The sequence below is a fragment of the Arthrobacter sp. TE12232 genome (genome assembly GCF_054062615.1).
Map to the genome: position 1 here is coordinate 1,060,152 of NZ_JBSSFK010000001.1, position 18,867 is coordinate 1,079,018.

18 protein-coding genes and 2 tRNA genes are annotated in these 18,867 nt (G+C 66.5%); 7 read left to right on the forward strand and 13 right to left on the reverse strand.

The features are described from left to right. Positions 1-80 precede the first annotated feature (80 nt). The 4 genes from ACVWZ7_RS04720 (at position 81) to ACVWZ7_RS04735 (ending at position 3,994) form a co-directional block, all read left to right on the forward strand. Positions 81-1,292, forward strand: a complete 1,212-nt coding sequence (locus ACVWZ7_RS04720) for a sensor histidine kinase (RefSeq protein ID WP_091250010.1) — start codon at positions 81-83, stop codon at positions 1,290-1,292. 47 nt (positions 1,293-1,339) lie between these two features. Continuing rightward, positions 1,340-2,059 carry a LytR/AlgR family response regulator transcription factor gene (locus ACVWZ7_RS04725; protein WP_344363887.1) on the forward strand — a complete coding sequence of 240 codons (720 nt, stop codon included), beginning with the start codon at positions 1,340-1,342 and terminating at the stop codon, positions 2,057-2,059. Further along, positions 2,056-2,430 (forward strand): hypothetical protein, encoded by a 375-nt coding sequence (locus tag ACVWZ7_RS04730; protein WP_456507128.1) that lies wholly within the window; start codon positions 2,056-2,058, stop codon positions 2,428-2,430. Before ACVWZ7_RS04725 ends, ACVWZ7_RS04730 begins: the two co-directional genes overlap by 4 nt. 91 nt (positions 2,431-2,521) lie before the next feature. After that, on the forward strand, positions 2,522-3,994 hold the full coding sequence (locus ACVWZ7_RS04735; RefSeq protein ID WP_116768236.1) for a sodium/solute symporter: 1,473 nt from the start codon (positions 2,522-2,524) through the stop codon (positions 3,992-3,994). Positions 3,995-4,019: 25 nt separating this feature from the next. Here ACVWZ7_RS04735 and ACVWZ7_RS04740 read toward each other — a convergent pair whose 3' ends face one another. The 6 genes from ACVWZ7_RS04740 to rpsB all read right to left on the reverse strand — a co-directional run bounded on the left by ACVWZ7_RS04740 (position 4,020) and on the right by rpsB (position 9,075). Then, complete coding sequence (locus ACVWZ7_RS04740; protein WP_456507129.1) at positions 4,020-4,646, reverse strand: DivIVA domain-containing protein; 627 nt, start codon at positions 4,644-4,646, stop codon at positions 4,020-4,022. A 33-nt stretch (positions 4,647-4,679) separates the two neighbouring features. Beyond that, the gene (locus ACVWZ7_RS04745) at positions 4,680-5,600 is read right to left on the reverse strand and encodes a phosphatidate cytidylyltransferase (RefSeq protein ID WP_456507130.1); all 921 of its coding nucleotides are present in this window, start codon (positions 5,598-5,600) and stop codon (positions 4,680-4,682) included. Then, positions 5,600-6,157: a ribosome recycling factor gene (gene frr / locus ACVWZ7_RS04750; protein ID WP_091249643.1), complete on the reverse strand. Its 558-nt coding sequence runs from the start codon at positions 6,155-6,157 to the stop codon at positions 5,600-5,602. Before frr ends, ACVWZ7_RS04745 begins: the two co-directional genes overlap by 1 nt. Before the next feature lie 132 nt (positions 6,158-6,289). After that, positions 6,290-7,027, reverse strand: coding sequence for a UMP kinase (gene pyrH / locus ACVWZ7_RS04755; RefSeq protein WP_116768239.1), 738 nt, complete (start codon positions 7,025-7,027; stop codon positions 6,290-6,292). Positions 7,028-7,214: 187 nt separating this feature from the next. Further along, a complete protein-coding gene (gene tsf, locus ACVWZ7_RS04760; protein WP_116768240.1) occupies positions 7,215-8,051 on the reverse strand; it encodes a translation elongation factor Ts in 837 nt (278 codons plus the stop codon). Positions 8,052-8,193: 142 nt separating this feature from the next. Then, a complete protein-coding gene (rpsB, locus tag ACVWZ7_RS04765; RefSeq protein WP_456507131.1) occupies positions 8,194-9,075 on the reverse strand; it encodes a 30S ribosomal protein S2 in 882 nt (293 codons plus the stop codon). A gap of 692 nt (positions 9,076-9,767) precedes the next feature. On the opposite strand from rpsB, the gene ACVWZ7_RS04770 reads away from it, so the two are divergent. After that, positions 9,768-10,373: a M23 family metallopeptidase gene (locus ACVWZ7_RS04770; RefSeq protein WP_456507132.1), complete on the forward strand. Its 606-nt coding sequence runs from the start codon at positions 9,768-9,770 to the stop codon at positions 10,371-10,373. Positions 10,374-10,510: 137 nt separating this feature from the next. Here the strand turns inward: ACVWZ7_RS04770 and ACVWZ7_RS04775 are convergent, their stop codons facing one another. The 6 genes from ACVWZ7_RS04775 to ACVWZ7_RS04800 all read right to left on the reverse strand — a co-directional run bounded on the left by ACVWZ7_RS04775 (position 10,511) and on the right by ACVWZ7_RS04800 (position 15,995). Further along, positions 10,511-11,701: an acyl-CoA dehydrogenase family protein gene (locus ACVWZ7_RS04775; RefSeq protein ID WP_456507133.1), complete on the reverse strand. Its 1,191-nt coding sequence runs from the start codon at positions 11,699-11,701 to the stop codon at positions 10,511-10,513. Between the two features lie 198 nt (positions 11,702-11,899). Then, positions 11,900-11,973, reverse strand: a tRNA-Ile gene (locus tag ACVWZ7_RS04780). 249 nt (positions 11,974-12,222) lie between these two features. After that, entirely contained in the window at positions 12,223-13,413 is a 1,191-nt protein-coding gene (locus tag ACVWZ7_RS04785; protein WP_425547161.1) for a glycosyltransferase, read from the reverse strand. Between the two features lie 110 nt (positions 13,414-13,523). Continuing rightward, on the reverse strand, positions 13,524-14,426 hold the full coding sequence (locus tag ACVWZ7_RS04790; protein ID WP_344363900.1) for a DMT family transporter: 903 nt from the start codon (positions 14,424-14,426) through the stop codon (positions 13,524-13,526). Then, positions 14,426-15,049, reverse strand: coding sequence for a CDP-alcohol phosphatidyltransferase family protein (locus ACVWZ7_RS04795; protein ID WP_116768245.1), 624 nt, complete (start codon positions 15,047-15,049; stop codon positions 14,426-14,428). The genes ACVWZ7_RS04790 and ACVWZ7_RS04795 overlap by 1 nt, the downstream gene beginning before the upstream one ends. 55 nt (positions 15,050-15,104) lie before the next feature. Continuing rightward, the gene (locus ACVWZ7_RS04800; protein ID WP_456507134.1) at positions 15,105-15,995 is read right to left on the reverse strand and encodes a phage holin family protein; all 891 of its coding nucleotides are present in this window, start codon (positions 15,993-15,995) and stop codon (positions 15,105-15,107) included. 183 nt (positions 15,996-16,178) lie between these two features. Between ACVWZ7_RS04800 and ACVWZ7_RS04805 the strand changes: the two genes are divergently transcribed. Beyond that, positions 16,179-17,402, forward strand: a complete 1,224-nt coding sequence (locus ACVWZ7_RS04805) for a multidrug effflux MFS transporter (RefSeq protein ID WP_344363908.1) — start codon at positions 16,179-16,181, stop codon at positions 17,400-17,402. 510 nt (positions 17,403-17,912) lie between these two features. Continuing rightward, complete coding sequence (locus tag ACVWZ7_RS04810) at positions 17,913-18,320, forward strand: hypothetical protein (protein WP_116768248.1); 408 nt, start codon at positions 17,913-17,915, stop codon at positions 18,318-18,320. A gap of 424 nt (positions 18,321-18,744) precedes the next feature. Here ACVWZ7_RS04810 and ACVWZ7_RS04815 read toward each other — a convergent pair. Continuing rightward, positions 18,745-18,817, reverse strand: a tRNA-Asn gene (locus ACVWZ7_RS04815). Positions 18,818-18,867: the final 50 nt, after the last annotated feature.

The window sequence follows — 18,867 nt, forward strand, 5'->3', positions numbered from 1 at the left end:
AACGGTCCAGGACGTCGTCTCCCCTGGCCTCCATGCAGGCCAGCGCCGGCGGGCCCGGGACCGACGGTAGGCTGAGCACCATGCCGGACTCTCCCCTGTTCACCGCCGCCGCCGTAGCGGTGATCGCCATGGCGATCGCGGTGGTCGTCGCCGTCGGACTCAAGGTGCTGCGTTCCTTCCGCGACCTCGGCACCGATGCAGAGCGCGCCACCTACAAGACGCTGCATGCCGCATCCCGTGCCGGCCAGTACCTGCGGACCGGGCTGAACCCCGCCGGCGCGGCCAAAGCCAGCCGGCAGCTGCGCGGTCTCCTGGGCTGCGACGCCCTCGCCATCACCGACACAACCGGTGTGCTCGCGTGGGACGGTGCCGGCGAGGAACTCAGGCCGGCCCTGATGGGGCTCGCGTCAAAGGTGCTCGACGGCGGCCACCTCGCTGTCATTCCGGCGGGTGAACTCCAGTTGCTGGCCGCCGGCGGCGGGACGCTGGCTCCGGAGGTGGAGCGCGCCGTCGTGATCGCACCGATCAAGACCGGCGCCCGGGTGGTGGGTGTCGTGGCCGCCTTCGCGCCGGCCGCCGGCGCCGGACTCGTCCGTGCCACCGGCGAAGTGGCCGACTGGGTGGCCACCCAGGTGGAACTGGCAGAACTCGACGCTTCCCGGACCCTCCTGATGGAGGCCGAGGTCCGGGCCCTGCGCGCCCAGATCAGCCCGCACTTCATCTACAACTCGCTCAACGCGATCGCGTCCTTCATCAACACGGACCCCGAACGTGCGCGGGAGCTCGTAGTGGAATTCGCCGATTTCACCCGCTACTCCTTCCGACGCCACGGCGACTTCACCACCCTGGCCGAGGAGCTGCGCTGCATCGACCGGTATCTGCTCCTGGAGCGGGCGCGCTTCGGGGACCGCGTCCAGGTAAGCCTGCGGATCGCTCCGGAGGTCCTCAGCACCGTGATCCCCTTCCTAAGCCTGCAGCCGCTCGTCGAAAACGCGGTCCGGCACGGCCTTGAAGCCAAAGAGGGCCCGGGCCATATTTCCATCACGGCGAACGACTCCGGCGCGTTCGCCGAAGTGACGATCGAGGACGACGGCGTGGGCATGGACCCGGAACAACTGCGGTCTGTTCTTGCCGGACACAGCGACGGCGAGCACGTGGGCCTGCGCAACGTCGACGCCCGCTTGCGGCAGGTGTACGGGGACGACAACGGCCTGGTAATCGAGACGGCGCCCGGCGAAGGGACGCTGATCACGATGCGCGTCCCCAAGTCCCAGCCCCGCCACGACGCCTGATGCCGGCCCCAGGCTCTCGGAAATGCCTGCGGCAGTAGGCTATTGCCATGATTAACGTCCTCGTCGCCGACGACGAGCTCCCCGCCGTTGAGGAACTGGCCTTCCTGCTCGGCAAGGATGACCGGATCGGCGCCATCCACCGGGCCTCCTCGGGCGCCGAAGCTTTGCGTGCCCTGGCGGCCGAAGACGTCGACGCCGTCTTCCTCGACATCCACATGCCGGCGCTGTCCGGGCTGGATATTGCCCGGGCCATTTCCCGCAGTGCCCGTCCGCCCGCAGTCGTCTTCGTGACCGCAGACGAGGACTGCGCGCTGGAGGCGTTCGAGCTCGCGGCCGTGGACTATCTTCTTAAGCCCGTACGCGCCGAGCGGCTGGCGAAGTCGATCGGCCGCATCAGCGAACTGCTCAAAGACGGCGCCCCGGCGCCGGAGATGATCACGGTGGACCTGGGCGGAACCACCAAGATGATCCGGCGGGAGGACGTCACGTACGTCCAGGCGCAGGGCGACTACGCCCGGCTGCACACGGCGGACGCGAGCTACCTCATCCGGGTTCCGCTGGCCGACCTCGAGCAGCAGTGGGCCGACGCCGGATTCCTGCGCATCCACCGCTCCTACCTGATCGCACTGAGCCATGTCGGCCACATGAAGCTCGCCGCCGCGCGGCCCAGCGTCACCGTGGCCGGCGCCGAGCTTCCCATCAGCCGCCGGCATCTGCCGTCCGTCCGGGAAAAGCTCGAGGCAACCCGCATCCGGCCGCAGGCATGACCCGGGTCCGCGTCACGGCGCCCCGCAGCCTCACGCCGACCGCCGTCCTGACCGGCGGGCGCTCCGCCGCCGCGTTGCGCGAAGCGGCGGAAGAGTCCGACGCCGGGCAGCTGTTTGTCCGTTCACTCATCCGGTCCCAGCTCCGGCTGGCGCTCGTCGTCGCCGTGGGCTTCCTGCTGATCCTGCTGGCCTTTCCGCTCATGCTGGGTCTGGTCCCGGGCCTGGCAGACTCCACTATTGCCGGCCTTCCCTTTGACTGGGTCCTGCTGGGCGCCGGGATCTATCCTGTGATTGGTCTGAGCGCCTGGTTGTACGTGCGGACCGCTGCCAGGAACGAGGCCCGCTACCGGGACCTCGCCGGCGACAAGTGACGGCACGCATGTCCGGACGCATGAGGGGGCCGGCGACGGGGCCGGCGACCGGCCGGGCGGCTGGGCACCTGCCGGGACGGGCCGGCGGAACGTGAACCCCGTCGTCGGAGTGGCCGCCTTCGCCGCTGTCACGCTCGCCACCGCCGTTGTCGGTTTCTACGGGTTGAAGGTCTCGCGCACCACCGGGGACTTCTACGTCGCGTCCCGGACGGTCAAGCCGTGGTGGAACGCCTCGGCGATCGGCGGGGAGTACCTCTCGGCCGCGAGCTTCCTGGGTGTCGCCGGGCTCATCCTGCTTTCCGGCACCGATGCCCTCTGGTATCCGGTGGGCTACACGGCCGGGTACCTGATGTTGCTCCTGTTCGTCGCCGCTCCCCTGCGCCGCTCGGGCGCCTACACGATTCCGGACTTCACGGAGGCGCGTCTTGATTCGAGTGCCGTCCGCCGGGTCACAAGCCTGGTGGTGGTGGTGGTCGGCTGGCTCTACATCGTCCCGCAGCTGCACGGCGCGGCCCTGGCCATCCGGATCACCACGGGCCTGCCGGCGTGGGTGGGACCCGTGGCGGTGGTCGCCGTCGTCTGCATCACCGTGGTGGCGGGCGGGATGCGTTCCGTCACGTTTGTCCAGGCCTTCCAGTACTGGCTCAAGCTGACCGCGCTGGCGGTGCCCATCGTGTTCATCCTGTTGGTGCTGGGGGGCGCCACCGGCACAACCGCCCCCGCGGCGCCCCCCGCCGTGAATCCGTCGGCACTGGCTCCCGCGGGCCCGTATCAGATCATTTCGCTGCTCGTGGCCCTGCTCTTTGGAACCCTCGGGCTGCCGCACGTACTGGTCCGGTTCTACACGAATCCGGACGGGCAGTCGGCGCGCCGGACCACCCTGATTGTCCTGGGCCTGCTCTCGGTGTTCTACCTGCTCCCCACGGCCTACGGCATGATCGGCCGCGTCGTGGCTCCCGACCTCGCCGAAAGCGGCCAGGCCGATGCCCTGGTGCTCCTGTTGCCTGGCCGGGTGGTTGGCGGGATGGCTGGCGACCTGTTGTCGGCGCTGGTGGTGGCCGGGGCGTTTGCCGCGTTCCTGTCGACGACGTCGGGCCTGGTGGTCTCGCTGGCGGGCGTGATCAGCCAGGACGTGTTTGGCGGCAGTGTGCGGGGCTTCCGGCTGGCCGCACTCATCTCTGCGCTGGTCCCGCTCGGGATCGCGTCGATGACCGAATCGATGGCGCTGGCCGGCAGCGTGGGTCTGGTGTTTGCCTTTACCGCCTCCACAATCTGCCCGGTCCTGCTGCTGGGCATCTGGTGGCGGGGGCTGACGGATGCCGGGGCGATCGCGGGCATGGTGACGGGCGGGGTGTTCTGCGGCAGCGCGATGGTGGCAGGTTCGGTGCTGGGCGCGGCGGCGACGCCGTCGTGGCTGGCGCAGCCCGCCGCCTGGACCGTCCCTGTCGCGTTCGCCGTCATGGTGCTGGTATCGCGGGCAACGCAGGGCCGGGTGCCGCGGACCATGACACGCGTCATGACCCGGCTGCACACCCCGGAACGGCCGCTCGCGACGGAACGCTGATCCGACGTCGGGCCATTGGGGCGGGTTAGTCGATGGCGGCCATGAGCTCGACGGCGCGTTCCAGGAACGCGTCCACCTGGCTTTCCTCATAGCCGTCCCGGCCTATGGCGGGGCGGAACACCGCACGCCGGACGTTGTCCACGCTCAGCGGCTGGTCCTCCTCGAGGTAGCCGATCAGCTCGTGGCAGAGGTCATCAACGTCGGTGGTGTTGTAGCTGCGGGCTTTGGGCTTGGACGGACGCCGGAACCGCTGGCCGTCCGGGCGGTGCAGGCGCCCGCGCAGGACCCCCGCGAGCCGGCCGATTTCGCGCAGCCAGGCTTCCTCGCCGCGTTCGGCCACCAGCTCATCGCGCTCCAGCCGGGCGAGGGCGTCTTCGAGCCGGTCCAGCGCGGCATCCACACCGGAGGCGGCGTAGCCGCCCTTCACGGGGTCGAAGGAGACAGCGCGGACGTCGGCGCTCTTGATGGCGCGTGCGGCCGACGTCGGAGCTTCGAACGACACCCGTGCGCGCTGCAGGAAATCGTCGACCTGCTTGGCGTTGTAGCCGTACTGGTTCCGCTGCACGCGGTCAAAAGACGCAGGAATCTGCCGTTGAATGTCCACTGTTACTTTGTTCCTTCGATGCCGTTCGGCTGGTTTGCTCGGCACCATTCTAGGGGCCGGAAGGGCTGGTCCGGGATGCGCCTATGCCCCAGCGACGGCGGAGAAGAGAATGAACGCTGCCGGGGAGGCGAAAACGATCGAGTCCAGGCGGTCCATGACGCCTCCGTGGCCGGGAAGAATGCTGCTCATGTCCTTGATGCCGAGCTCGCGCTTGACCATGGATTCGGCGAGGTCGCCGGCGGTGGCGGCGGCCACCATGCCCACGGCAAGCACGACGCCGACCCACCACGGCTTGCCCAGGACGAACACCGTGGCGAGCACGCCGATGATCACCGCTCCCGCGATCGAACCCGCGAAGCCTTCCCAGGTCTTCTTGGGGCTGATCTTGGGAGCCATCGGATGCTTGCCGAGGGAGGCGCCCACGAGGTAGCCGAAGGTGTCGTTGGCAACCACGAGGAGCAGCAGCGTCGCAATCTGCCAGGCGCCGGGCGGGATCACGCCGCCGGGCCAGAGCCCGACCGGTGTCTCGCCCTCGGGAGTGTGCAGCAGCAGAGCGGCGAAGCTGATCATGAACGGCACCCAGGACAGGGTGAAGACCCCGGCGAAGATGCTGCGCGCCGATCCGGCCGCGCCTTCAAGGGTCCGCCACAACAGCACCGCCACACTGCTGGCCAGCATGGCAAAAAGCAGGCTCTCGAGGCCGCCAAAGTAGGCGGCGATGGGCATGGCCACCGTGCCGACCATCACCGGGACGATCGGCACGCGGGTGCCGGCGGCCTCCAGGGCGCGGAAGACTTCCCAGACGCCGAAGATCGCGAAGGTCGTGGTGATCAGGACAAAGCCCAGCGGGAGGAAAAGCAGTCCGCCGAGGACACACACGAGCATGCCAACGCCCACCACGGTAGCGGCGGGCAGGTTCCGGCCCGCCTTGGGCGTCGGGTTTTCGCGTGGTTTCCCCCGCCTCCGGGCGCGCGGCCCGGAGGCCTCCTGTGCCTGATTCATCAGACCTCGAGCAGCTCAGCTTCCTTGCGCTTGAGCAGCTCGTCAATCCCGTCCACGTGCGCCTTGGTCATGGCGTCCAGTTCCTTCTCGCCGCGGGCGCCCTCGTCTTCGCCGGCTTCGCCGTCCTTGACGAGCCGGTCCAGCGTTTCCTTGGCCTTGCGGCGGATGTTGCGGATGGACACCTTCGCGTCCTCGCCCTTGGACTTGACGATCTTGACGTATTCCTTGCGCCGTTCGCTGGTCAGCTCCGGAATGGTGATCCGGATGACATTGCCGTCGTTGGAGGGGTTGGCGCCCACCTCGGAGTCGCTCAGGGCGCGCTCGATGTCACGCAGGGCCGTCTTGTCGTACGGGGTGACGAGGATGGTGCGGGCATCCGGCACCGCGAAGGAGGCCAGCTGCTGCAGCGGCGTCGGGGTGCCGTAGTACTCGACGATGACCTTGTTGTACAGGCCAGGCGTTGCGCGGCCGGTCCGGATCGAGGCGAAGTCTTCCTTGGCTACCTCAACTGCCTTGTCCATCTTGTCCCCGGCTTCGAGCAAGGTTTCTTCGATCACGGTCTCTCCTCAGAAATTGGTGCGTCCCGGCGGCCGGGGCGCGGCACGTTTTCTTGTGCGCCTGTGCATTCCGCCTGGCGCCTGTGTTTTCCGCCTAGCAGCGGAAAGGTCCTGAAAACATCCTAGCCGTTGCTAGGGGGTGACGACGGTGCCCAGGTCTTCGCCGCGGATGGCGCGGGTGACGTTGCCCTCGCCTTCCATGCCGAAGACCACCATCGTGAGCTTGTTGTCCTTGCACATGGTCATCGCGGTCTGGTCCATGACCCGGATATCGCGGCGCAGAGCGTCGTCGTAGCTGAGTCGGTGGAGCTTCTCCGCCGTCGGGTCCTTCTTGGGGTCGGCGGTGTAGACGCCGTCGACGCCGCTCTTGGCCATCAGGACGACGTCGGCGTGGACCTCCATGGCGCGCTGGGCGGCCACGGTGTCCGTAGAGAAGTAGGGCAGGCCGGCGCCGGCACCGAAAATGACAACCCGGCCCTTTTCCATGTGACGGATGGCGCGGCGGGGAATGTAGGCCTCGGCGACCTGGCCCATGGTGATGGCGCTCTGCACGCGCGTTTCCACCCCGGCCTGTTCCAGGAAGTCCTGGAGGGCGAGGCAGTTCATGACGGTTCCGAGCATGCCCATGTAGTCGGCGCGGGAACGGTCCATGCCGCTCTGGGACAGTTCGGCGCCGCGGAAGAAGTTGCCTCCGCCGACGACGATGGCGACCTCGACGTCGGGAACAGCGGCCGCGATCTGCTTGGCCACGCCACGGACGGTGTCCGGGTCAACGCCCAGTTTCCCGCCGCCGAAGACCTCGCCGGAGAGCTTCAAGAGGACGCGGCGCCTGTTCTTCTTTGGCTGGGCTGAAGTGGTGACGGTTTCCATGGTGCCTTCCCGTTGGTGAACTCTGAGTTAGGTTATCGTGCTGGGGGCCCAAGGCGGCATTCCGGCGGTGGCCGAAACGGGTACCTCGTGCATGCATGCAAAAGGGGTGGCCACCGTGGTGACCACCCCCTTAGCATGTCTGGCTATTGTCCGACGTATGTCTGACCAGCGCCTGACTGTTGTCTGACTAGGAGCCGACGCGGAAGCGCGTGAAGGCAGTTCCCTTGACGCCGGCCTCTTCGAGGACCTGGGCGACGGACTTCTTGGCATCCTTGGCGAATGCCTGGTCAACGAGGACCTCGCCCTTGTAGAAGCCGGTAACGCGGCCTTCGACGATCTTGGTCATCGCAGCCTCGGGCTTGCCCTCGGCCTTTGCGGTTTCCTCGGCGATGCGGCGCTCGGACTCGACGAGCTCGGCCGGAACGTCCTCACGGGTGAGGTAGTTCGGAGCCATGGCGGCGATGTGGACGGCAACGTCGTGGGCTGCGGTGGCAGCTGCTTCGCCTTCGCCGTCAACAGCGAACAGGACGCCGACCTGGGCCGGGAGGTCCTTGGAGGTCTTGTGCAGGTAAGCGTCGACCGTAGCGCCCTCGATGCGGGAGAGACGGCGGACAACAACCTTTTCGCCCAGAACCGCACCCTCTTCGATGACGACCTCGGACAGCGGCTTGCCGTCAACCTCGGTGGCCAGCAGGGTCTCGAGGTCAGCGGCGCCGGACTCGACAGCCACGGCCAGGACCTTGTCGGCCAGCTGGATGAACTTGTCAGCCTTGGCGACGAAGTCGGTCTCGCAGTTGACTTCGATCATCACGCCGACGCCGTTGGCGACCTTGGCAGCAACCAGGCCTTCAGCGGTGGAGCGGCCTTCGCGCTTGGTGGCGCCCTTGAGGCCCTTGATGCGGATGATTTCGATGGCCTTTTCGGCGTCACCGTTGGCTTCGTCAAGAGCCTTCTTGACATCCATCATGCCGGCGCCGGTGCGCTCGCGCAGAGCCTTGATATCAGCGGCAGTGTAGTTCGCCATGTGAACCCCTCTGTCTAGAAATTTATGTGGTGTACGGACCGACAGGACGGCTGCTCACCGAGTGAGCGGCCATCCTGTCGGTACCCCTGCGCCGCAGGCAGCTGCATGCAGCGTGAGGGGAGATCCAGATTTACTTGTCTGCCTACTTGGCTTCGTCAGCAGCCGGTGCATCTTCGGCGGCCGGAGCAGCCTCTGCAGCCGGAGCTTCTTCAGCAGCCGGTGCTTCTTCAGCGGCGGGCGCTGCAGCAGCTTCAGCCTTGTTGCCCTCGAGGAGTTCGCGCTCCCACTCGGCCAGCGGCTCTTCCGGAGCTTCCGTGGTGCCGGTGGCGCGCTGGTTACGGGCGATGAGGCCCTCAGCAACGGCGTCGGCGACAACGCGGGTCAGCAGGTTGACGGAGCGGATGGCGTCGTCGTTGCCCGGGATCGGGAAGTCGACTTCGTCGGGATCGCAGTTGGTGTCCAGGATGGCCACAACCGGGATGTTCAGCTTCTTGGCTTCGTCGACAGCAAGGTGTTCCTTCTTGGTGTCAACGATCCACAGCGCGGAGGGCGCCTTGGTCAGGTTGCGGATACCACCGAGGTTGGTTTCCAGCTTGGTGAGTTCGCGGCGAAGGAGCAGCAGTTCCTTCTTGGTGTATGCGGAACCGGCGACGTCGTCGAAGTCGATCTCTTCCAGTTCCTTCATGCGCTGGATGCGCTTGGAGACGGTCTGGAAGTTGGTGAGCATACCGCCGAGCCAACGCTGGTTGACGTACGGCTGGCCAACGCGGGTGGCCTGCTCGGCGATGGATTCCTGCGCCTGCTTCTTGGTGCCGACGAAGAGAACGGTGCCGCCGTGTGCAACGGTGGCCTTCACGAACTCGTAGGCACGGTCGATGTAGGACAGCGACTGCTGCAGGTCAATGATGTAGATACCGTTGCGCTCCGTGAAGATGAAGCGCTTCATCTTCGGGTTCCAACGGCGGGTCTGGTGTCCAAAGTGGACGCCGCTGTCAAGCAGCTGACGCATAGTTACGACGGGCATGCCGACGCTCCTTCCGGCAGGTCATTCATGAGAGAGCCCATGGCTCTCTTACCCTGCCCATAGTTGACGGTTATTTAGCAATCACCCGGGATGGGCGTTGCTCCTGGCATCCACTGCGCTTCCCATCCGTGCCGGAGGGAACGGACCGCAGGAGGCGCAGTCCTCCGCGGCGGAAGTTTGAGGCTTCTTTTGAGGAGGGCTGGATACGCGTAGTCAGCTGCTGCTCCCCCGCACCCCTGAATGAGGCGTGCCGGCTTGAACAATCACGACGGCCGCGACGACCATCACAATGCCTAACACGGTGACTGTCGCAGTGACTATCGCGGTGATCATCACAAGCGTGAGGGCACAGCAAACTGCTCCACCAAGTGTACTACAGCAGCCCCGCCCCGAAGGACCGCTTTCGCCGGGCAGCGGGGCCGGGATCCGAGGGTTGGAGGGGGCCCGCCCGGGACTCGGAACGAGGACAGGTGGGCGCCGGGTCGGGACGTGGACCGGGGAACGCGCAGTCGCCGGGGTCGGGACGTGGACCGGGGAACGCGCAGTCGCCGGGCCGGGCCGGGGCCGACGGGCACCGGCGGCCTAAGGCCCGCCCGGCGCCCGCCAAACTGCCGCCCGGGCGACGCCCGCGCTTTTCCACATAGCAGCCGAGGACGATTCCGCCCGGCGAGCTGCCGCGGCAGGCTGGAGGCATGAAGATCCCCATCGGCCTGACGGCGTTGCTCCTGGCACTGCCCACGGTGCTCACAGTTCCGGTCCCCCAGCGTTTCGCGCCCGAGGCTTTCGTCGCCGCCGGGTCGGGCCCCGCCGGTCCCGAGGTTTCGATGTCCAGTGTCCGGGGCTCCCCGGGGGCACCGGCTGTCCCGGCACCCACCTGGGACTGGCCGCTCAGTCCGCGGCCGGCTGTTCTACGCGGCTTCGATCCCCCGGCAAAGCCGTGGCTCAGCGGTCACCGCGGGGTCGACATTGAGGCGGCATACGACGGCGCCCCGATGTTCTCACCGGAGGCCGGGACGGTGAGCTTTGTCGGAGTCGTGGTGGACCGGCCGGTCATCACCATCGATCACGGCAACGGGCTGCGCAGCAGTTTCGAACCGGTGGCCAGCGCCCTGACGGCGGGGGCCGCGGTGGCCAAGGGCGACATCCTGGGCCGCGTGCAGATCGGCCACTGCGGTCCTGCGCCGCCCTGCCTCCATTGGGGCGTCCGCCGAGGCGAAGACTACGTGAACCCGCTGGCCTTCGTAATGGATCTGAGGCCCTCAGTCCTGCTCCCGCCCCTGGTGACCGGCCCCGGGTGAGGGGCAGGCGGGCGGGCGCCGGTTGTACGCTGCAGGGTGCCCGGTACCGGTTGCCCGGCGCAGGGTGCCCGGTACCGGTTGCCCGGCGCAGGGTGCCCGGCGCAGGTTGCCCGGTGCCGACGCGGAGCCGGGGTGCCTTAGACGATCGCGGAAATTCCGGTAATCGCGCGGCCGGTCACGAGGGTATTGATTTCGTGCGTACCTTCATAGGAGTAAATCGCCTCGGCGTCGGCAAACACTTTCGCCATCTCGAAGTCCGTCACGATTCCGTTGCCGCCGAGGATGCTCCGGCCCAGGGCCACACTTTCACGCATGCGCGCGGTGGTGAACGCCTTGGCCAGTGCGGACTGCTCGTCTTTGGCCTCGCCGGCGTCCTCCAGCTGGGAAAGCCGGACCATCATGCCCATGGAGCTGACGGCATTGCCAAGGATCTGCACGAGCTGGTTCTGAATCAGCTGGAACGAGGCAATCGGGCGGCCGAACTGGGTGCGCTCAACGGCGTAGCGCCGGGCGACGTCGAAGGCCGCAAGCTGCTGCCCCACCGCCTGCCAGGCCACGGCGAGGCGGGTGACCTTGAGGACTTTGTTGGTGTCGCGGAAGCTGTTGGCGTTGGCGAGTTTGAAGAAGTCCGGCACCACCACGTTGTCGAGGGTGATGTCGGCGTTCTGAACCGTGCGCAGCGAGATCTTGTTCTCAATCTTCGTGGCGCGATACCCCTCGGTCTTGGTGTCAACGAGGAATCCTTTGACCTGGTTGTCGTCGACGTCCCGGGCGTAGATGACCACCCAATCGGAGAAAGTGGCGTTGCCAATCCAGCGCTTGGCGCCGTTGAGGATCCAGCGGTCACCCTCTCGCCGGGCTGTGGTGCGGGTGCCGCCGGCGACGTCGGAGCCGCCGAGCGGTTCGGTCAGGCCGAAGGCGCCGATCTTCTTGAGGGAGTAGATGTCCGGAAGCCATGCATCTTGCTGTTCCTGCGAGGCAAGGGCTTCGATGGAGCCGGTGAACAACCCGTCATGGACGCCCATGAACGTCGCGATCGACGTGTCCGCGCGGGTGGCCTCGGCATGCAGGATTCCTGCGAAGAGGTTCGAGTAGCCCTGCCGCTTGACCGGGCTGACGAGGTCGATTTCGGCGAGCTTCGGGATCAGGCCCATGGGGAACTCGGCGCGGTTCCAGCAATCGACGGCGATCGGCTTGACCTCGCGGGCGAGGAACTCGCGAACTTCGGCCAGCCTGTCCCGCTCCTTCGCACTGAGAAGCTGCTCGAAGGCGAAGAAGTCACCGTCGGCGTAGGGCAGGTTGTGGATGTCGATTCCAGCTTTAGACATGATGTTCCTTCACTCGTGATCAGCAGCGACCAAAAGGACACGGGCTTCGCGCCTGCGCTATGTTACTCACCAGTAACTTACCGCAGTTTGGGGACCGCTGCAAGCAGCGGCGCCACGCAAAGGGAGCCGTGGCCGACGTCGGACGTCAGCCACGGCTCCCGTGGGTGCGGACCCGGAGAGGAGGTATCCGCGCAAATGTAGGGCTACTCGGACTTGAACCGAGGACCTTAGGATTATGAGTCCCGCGCTCTAACCAGCTGAGCTATAGCCCCTTGCGCCCGGAGCCAGGCCGGACCCGTGGGGGCCGGACTGCTTCCGGGCAAAAACACTCTAGCAATAGTAGACGCAACCCACGTGCAGGCCACCACTGCGGCTGGCGGCCTGCTGATGCCCGACGTCTCCGCCGGCCATGGCCGGCCTGCGCCGGGACTTGACTCAGCTGGAGCAGGACGAGGCCGGAAGACACTGCTAGGCCGGAGGACACAGCGAGACGGGGCACCGGCAGAGCAGATGCAGCCTGCCTAGACGACCAGGTCGTCGTAGCTGGCGCCCCGGTAGATGTCTTCGAACGTTTGCAGCGTCCGCTCGATGCCGTGGCTCTCTACCATTTCGCGGCTGATCTTCCCCATCGCCTCAAGCTGGTCCTCGGGCAGCGAGAGCACGCGCGCCAGCTTGGCGGCGAGATCATCGCTGTCGTTGGGGGTAAAGAGGTAGCCGTTCTCACCTTCGCGCACCAAGTGCGGCAGCGCCATGGCGTCGGCCAGCAGGACGGGGGTCGACGCCGACATCGCCTCCAGAGTCACGAGGGACTGAAGTTCCGCCGTACCGGGCATGCAGAACACATCCGCCGCGATGTACGCCTCGCGGAGTTCGGCGTCGCTGGCCAGGCCGAGGAACTTGACCCGGTCTGTCAGCCCGAGCCGGGCGACCTGGGCTTCGAGGGCCGGGCGCACCTCGCCGCCGCCGACGATCTCCAGATGGATGTCCAGGTCTTTGGGCGTCTTGGCGACGGCGTCGATCAGCACGTCCACGTGCTTTTCCTCGGCCAGCCGGCCGACGAAAAGCGCGGTGGGGCTGGCGTGGCGTTCAATCGTTTCGTCGGGACGCAGCTCGTAGGCGGCGGCGTCGATGCCGTTGGAGAGAGGCAGGACCTTGCGGAGGAAGGCGTGCTGGTGCATGGCCCTGGCAGCGAGCGGTGTGGGCGTGGTCACAACGTCCGCCTGGCTCATGACCTTTCCCATGTCCCGCCAGGAGATCCGGCCGATGATGTCTTTGAACCACTGCGGGAACGGCAGGAACGGGTTCAGGTTTTCCGGCATGAAATGATTCGTCGCCACCACGCGGATGCCGCGCTTCACGGCCTCGTACAGGACGTGCTCGCCGATCATGTAGTGGCTCTGGATGTGCACCACGTCCGGTTGGATGCGGTCGAACAAGAGAGCGATTTCCTTCTTGATCTCCCAGGGGAAGGTGATCCGGAAGTACTCGTGCGTCGGCACGGAGTGGGAGCGCAAGCGGTGCACGGTGGCCTCTTCGCTGAACTCGGTGAAGCTCGGGCCTTTGCCCGGGCGGCATGCCAGTACGTGCACATTGTGTCCGCGGGCTGTCATCCCCTTAGCGAGACGGTAGCCGAACTGGGCGGCCCCGTTGACGTGGGGCGGGTACGTGTCAGCGGCAATCAGGATGGTCAGCGGGGGCTGGTTGTCGGACATGGTCACGTGAAGAGCTCCTGGTGGTCGCTGGCGGGCAGCTGGATCAAAGGTGGCCGGCTGGCGGTCGGTGCAGGCGCACCGGGCCTGTAGCCTAAGTCTGGACGGACGCCCTAGGACCTGCCCGCAGCCTTCCGCGCTTCCTTCTTGCGCTTGGTGACTTCCGGGTGGTGCCTGGAAAGGGCTATTACTCCCACGATAGCAAGGGATGCCGCCGTCCCCATGGCAATGGCCATAACGGGTTGTACGTCGGGACGCAGTTCTCCCAAAATGACGATGCCGATCGCGATGCCCACAATGGGGTCGATCACGGTCAACCCGGCGATCACGAGGTCCGGCGGTCCGCCGGAATAGGCGTTCTGCACAAACCACGATCCCAGAACGCCGGCAGCAACGATCGCCACAAGGCTGTACCACGGCACATTCAGCAGGAACAATCCGTTCGGGTCCAGCAGATGCCTGCCGATGATGCGGGTCAGGACCGCCACGAAGCCGAAGAGAACCCCTGCGCCCAGGATGTAGACGAAGGCGCTCATGCGGTGCTTGAACAGGAGGGCGAGCGTGCCGAAGAGCCCCACCGCCAGGGCCAGGAGCAGGACGATGGTCAACTCGTCCTCGCTACTGACATTGTGGTTTTCCTGGGTCACGTTGACGGCCAGCACCACGAACATTGCTGAGCCGGTCACGCAGGCCGAGATGGCGACGATGGTGGCCCGGTTCATACTCAGGCCCTGGTCCTTGGTATTGACCACGGTGGTGATGACCAGGGCGATCGCGCCAATCGGCTGCACCACCGTCAAGGGCGCCATGACGAGGGCGACGGCGTTCATCGCCATCCCGACGCAGAGCAGCAGGAACCCAAAGACCCAGCGCGGATTGCGCACAAGCCGCAGCAACCCATGAGTGCTCAGCGCCAGGCCGCCGGTGTCGGCCTTGACCGCGCTCCCCTGGCGCTGGGCGCCGAAGGCCAGGCAGAAGGCGCCAAGTACCGCAAGCAAAACCGCAAGCCAGACCATCAGTCGGAGCCGCCGTCGTGCGTCCGCAGTTCCCTGCCCTTGCCGATGATGGCCCAGACATAGTTGTAGGCTGCGATCCAGTGTCCCACCAGGCCGAGGCCCAGGAAGATCCAGGCGACCGTGGCGTAAACCTCGGCGGCCGGCACCGGGAGTTTGGACAGCACCAGCAGCGGCGTGCCCACCAGCAGCAGACCCGTGCGGATCTTTCCGATGCGGCTCACGGGCAGGTCCGGGTGGCCATGGAAGTAGAACAGTGACAGGGCCAGCAGGATCGCATCCGGGACCAGCAACGCGGCGAGATACCACCACTGGACGACGCCGGCGATCACGAGGGTCACGGCGACGGCGATCAGCGACAGCCTGTCGGCAATGGGGTCCATGACCCGGCCAAGGTTGGACATCTGATTGAAGCGGCGGGCAATGTAGCCGTCCACCCAGTCGGTGCTGGCCATGACAGCGAGCACGAGGGCAGCGTAGCCGTACTCCTGCTCCGCGAGGACGAGCCAAATGAAGAGGGGAACACCCAGGAAGCGCACCACGGTCAGGATGTTGGGAACCGTGAAGACCGCGTCGCGGTGGACGAGGGGCTGCCCGGGGCGGGCACCAGCGCCGATGAATTTCATCGATTCCCCCTTTCCGTGGACGGCAACGGTTTGGCGTGTGGGTTCAGGGATCTGCCTAGCCCTTGAGCAGCTTGCGCAGGAGGACCGCTAGTGCGGCCCCCGACGCTGCCAGCACCGCAAGGGGCTTCCAGCGCTGTTTGATCTGGCCGGCCAGGCTCTGCCCGTCGGCGGCTGTGGTCGGCGCTCCCGCCGAGGAACGGGCTGAGGCACGGGCCGCGCGGAAGCCCGCGATTTTGTCCTCGAGCTGCTCTTTGCTTTCCTGCAGCCGCGCCTGGGTGGCGGCCACCAGCCCCTGGGCCTGGGTCTTGACGTCGAGTTCCCGGCCGAGTTCGTCCCGCACGCCGGTGAGATGCGTGCGGCGCTGATCCAGCCGGCGTCGGAGTTCCGCCTCGGTGGGGGCTGGACCCAAGTCCGGCTTGGCGGCAGCCTTGGCTTCCTTCTCGGCCTTCGCCTTGGCGGCGGCGGCTTCCTTGGCGGCCTTTGCGGCCTTGTACTGTTCCGAGTTCGGGTCAAGGACGGCCGCGTCGAAGGCCGACCCTTCCTTGGCGATGCCGAGATCGTGCTTGAGTCCCCGGAGTGTGTCCTCGGGGACCAGCGGCATGGCGGCCTTGAACTTGTTAACGCCGATGAGCGCCCCGATCGCGGCGATGATCAGGAAGAAGGCGCAGACCAGCAGTGCGGCAAGCCAGGCCGGCATGATGGTGGCCAGACCCATGATGGCGGCAACGACCAGTCCGATCACCAGCAGAGCGACAAAGATCAGGGCGACGGCCAAGAAGGCGCCGGCAACGCCGAGCTGGATCCCCTTGCGCTTGATTTCGGCTTTGGCCAGAGCAATCTCGTCATTGAGCTGCCGGGGCGCGAGTTTGAAGATCATCTTCAGGGTTTTCGGCAACGCGGAAATGCGCAGCCCGCCGCCTGTCCCGCCGCTGTGACGTCCGCTCATCGGTCCTGCCTAACTGGTGCCATCCGTCGTTCCGCTCCCGCGGGCTTGCCGGGTCTGGACAGCTTCGCACAGACCCCGGGGTCAAAACTATCATTTCGGCTCTTGGGGGGCCTTTCGGGCAAGGCGTGGCGCGCCCGCGCAACCACCCGCCGGCCGTCTCGGCGGGCCCTAGGATGGACCTCTGTGAGCACACCCCCCAATCCCGGTGATTCCCTGAGTCGCCGTCGCAAATTTCTCTACATCCTGACGCTGGGCGCTTTGACTGCCCTTGGGCCGTTCACGGTGGACCTCTACCTGCCCGCGTTTCCGGCATTGGAGGAGAACCTTGGTGTTTCCGCGGCGGCCGTGCAGCTGACGCTGACCGGCACCACCCTAGGGTTCGCGCTGGGACAGCTCGTGGTGGGGCCGCTGAGCGATAAGTTTGGCCGGCGGATGCCACTGATTCTGGCGACGGCGGTGCACATCACAGCTTCCCTGGGCGCCGCCCAGTCCACGGATATCGCCACGCTGGGCCTCTTCCGTGTGCTCATGGGCGTCGGGGCCGCAGGCGGCGGTGTTGTTGCCATGGCCATGGTCCGCGACCTGTTCAGCGGCTACGCGATGGTGCGGATGTTTTCGCGCATGGCCCTCGTCAACGGCCTGGCCCCGATCCTCGCCCCGGTCATCGGCTCACAGCTGCTGTTGCTGATGCCGTGGCCGGGCATCTTCTTGTTCCTGGCGGCCTATGGAACGTGCGTCATCATCGCGGCCTTGTTCGTGATCCGCGAAACTCTGCCGCCGGAGCTGCGCGGAAAGACCGGGCTGACCGCGCGCCAGCGCTACAAAGTGCTGTTCTCCGACCGGATCTTCGTGGGCCTGCTGCTGGTGGGCGGCATGAACTTCGCGGGCCTCTTCACCTATCTGTCCGCGTCGCCGTTCCTGTTCCAGAATGTCTACGGCTTCACGCCCCAGCAATACGGGCTGCTCTTCGGCATCAACTCCCTCGGCATCGTGGCCGGCGTCCAGACCAGCGCAAGGATCGTCAGGCGCGTGCCGCCGCAGTGGATCCTGGCCTGCTCCACGGCCTGGATGTTCCTTATGGCCGTGCTGATTGTCATCTTCGACCAGCTGGGCTTCGGCCTGTGGGGCGTCCTGGTGCCCCTGTGGTTCTACATACTCGGTGCCGGTTTCACCTTCCCCACCGTGCAGGTGCTGGCACTGGCCAAACATGGGGCCCAGGCCGGAACAGCCGCCTCCTTGCTTGGCGCGGCGACGTTCATGATGGCGGGCCTGATCTCCCCGGTGGTCGGCTGGCTCGGCGTCAGCTCCGCAACCCCCATGGGCGCCGTCCAGGCCGCCTGCATCCTGATGGCCGCCGCAGCCCTGTGGCTGATCGTCCGCCCCAGCACGGTGCCGCCGATCCAGTAGGCCCGCGCCTGCTCCAAGGGAACATGCCCATCCTTCGAGCCCTACCCTCGCGGGACATGCCCCTGCATCAAGCCCACCCGCGCGGGACATGCCCATTCTTCGCGCCCGGGAGTGGGCATAGGGGCACTATGTCCACGCGCCAGGGCCAGCACTGAGCATGCCCCCCGGCCACCCCGCGCTACAGACGCCCCCCGATGGGACATGCCCATTATTCGTGCCCGCCGGGGGCATGCTCATTCTTCATGCCCCACCCGGCGGGACATGCCCATCCTTCAAGCCTCACCCGCGGGACATGCCCATTATTCGTGCCCGCCCGGCAGGACATGCTCATTCTTCGCGCCGGAGGGTGGGCATACGGGCACTATGTCCACCCGTTAGGGCCAGCGCTGGGCATGTCCCACGGCGCGCCCAGGGTGCAGCTGCAGGCACGGGACATGCTCATACTTCCCGCCCAAGACTGGGCACAGTGGCACTCTGTTCGGCGCCCGTGGCGGGAGATAAAGTTGTTTCATGCCCGATTGGCAGGAACCTCAGCCCCTCCCCGCCACGTGGCAGCGGTGCGACACCGGAATCCTGCCCCTGTGGTGGGATCGCCTGTGTAGTCAGACCAGCCCGCAGTCGGCAGCCATGTACGCGGCAGGCCTGTTCACCGAAGACCGGCGCCGCCCGATTGCCCAGTGGTACAACCCGGCCTCCGACTCCGCCCTACTGGTGGCGCCCGAGACCTCCCCGGAGTGGCCCGTGCAACGGTTCGGCATTTTCTATGCCCCGCCGGGGGGCGGATTCACCCAGGTGCACTCTGCGCCGCATGAATGGCATCCGCGTGAGCCGAGGAAGTCCCCCACGGAGCAAGAAGCGTTCGAGGCCGCGGTCGCCGAGGCCCAGCGCTTCCTCCAGGTGGAAATGTACTTCGTCTGAGGTCCGGGCAAGCGTCCAAGCGTCCAAGCGTCCCAGCGTCCAAGCGTCCAAGCGTCCAAGCGTCCAAGCGTCCAAGCGTCCAAGCGTCCAAGCGTCCAAGCGTCCAAGCGTCCAAGCGTCCAAGCGTCCAAGCGTCCAAGCGTCCAAGCGTCCGAGCGTCCGAGCGTCCGAGGTCATGGTCACTGAGGCCGTGGAGACTTCACGCCCGGCGTCGCTGAACGCCCGTGGCGTCACTGAATACTCGGAACACCTGAACGCTCGGCCCCTGAACAGTGCGGCCACCCAAGACTCGGGCCACCGTAGGCCGCGGGCCACCGTAGGCCCCGGGCCACCCGGGTCCCCGAAGGGATCAGAGACAGGACCCGAAAAGAATGCAATAAAAAAGGTCCCGCGGCTGGTTTTCACCGGCCGCGGGACCTGTCCGCTCCTCCTGCTGGACTTGAACCAGCAACCCTTCGATTAACAGTCGAATGCTCTGCCAATTGAGCTAAGGAGGAATGAAGCAGGTATGACATTAGCAAAGGTTTTGCCGGTAGGGAAATCGGCC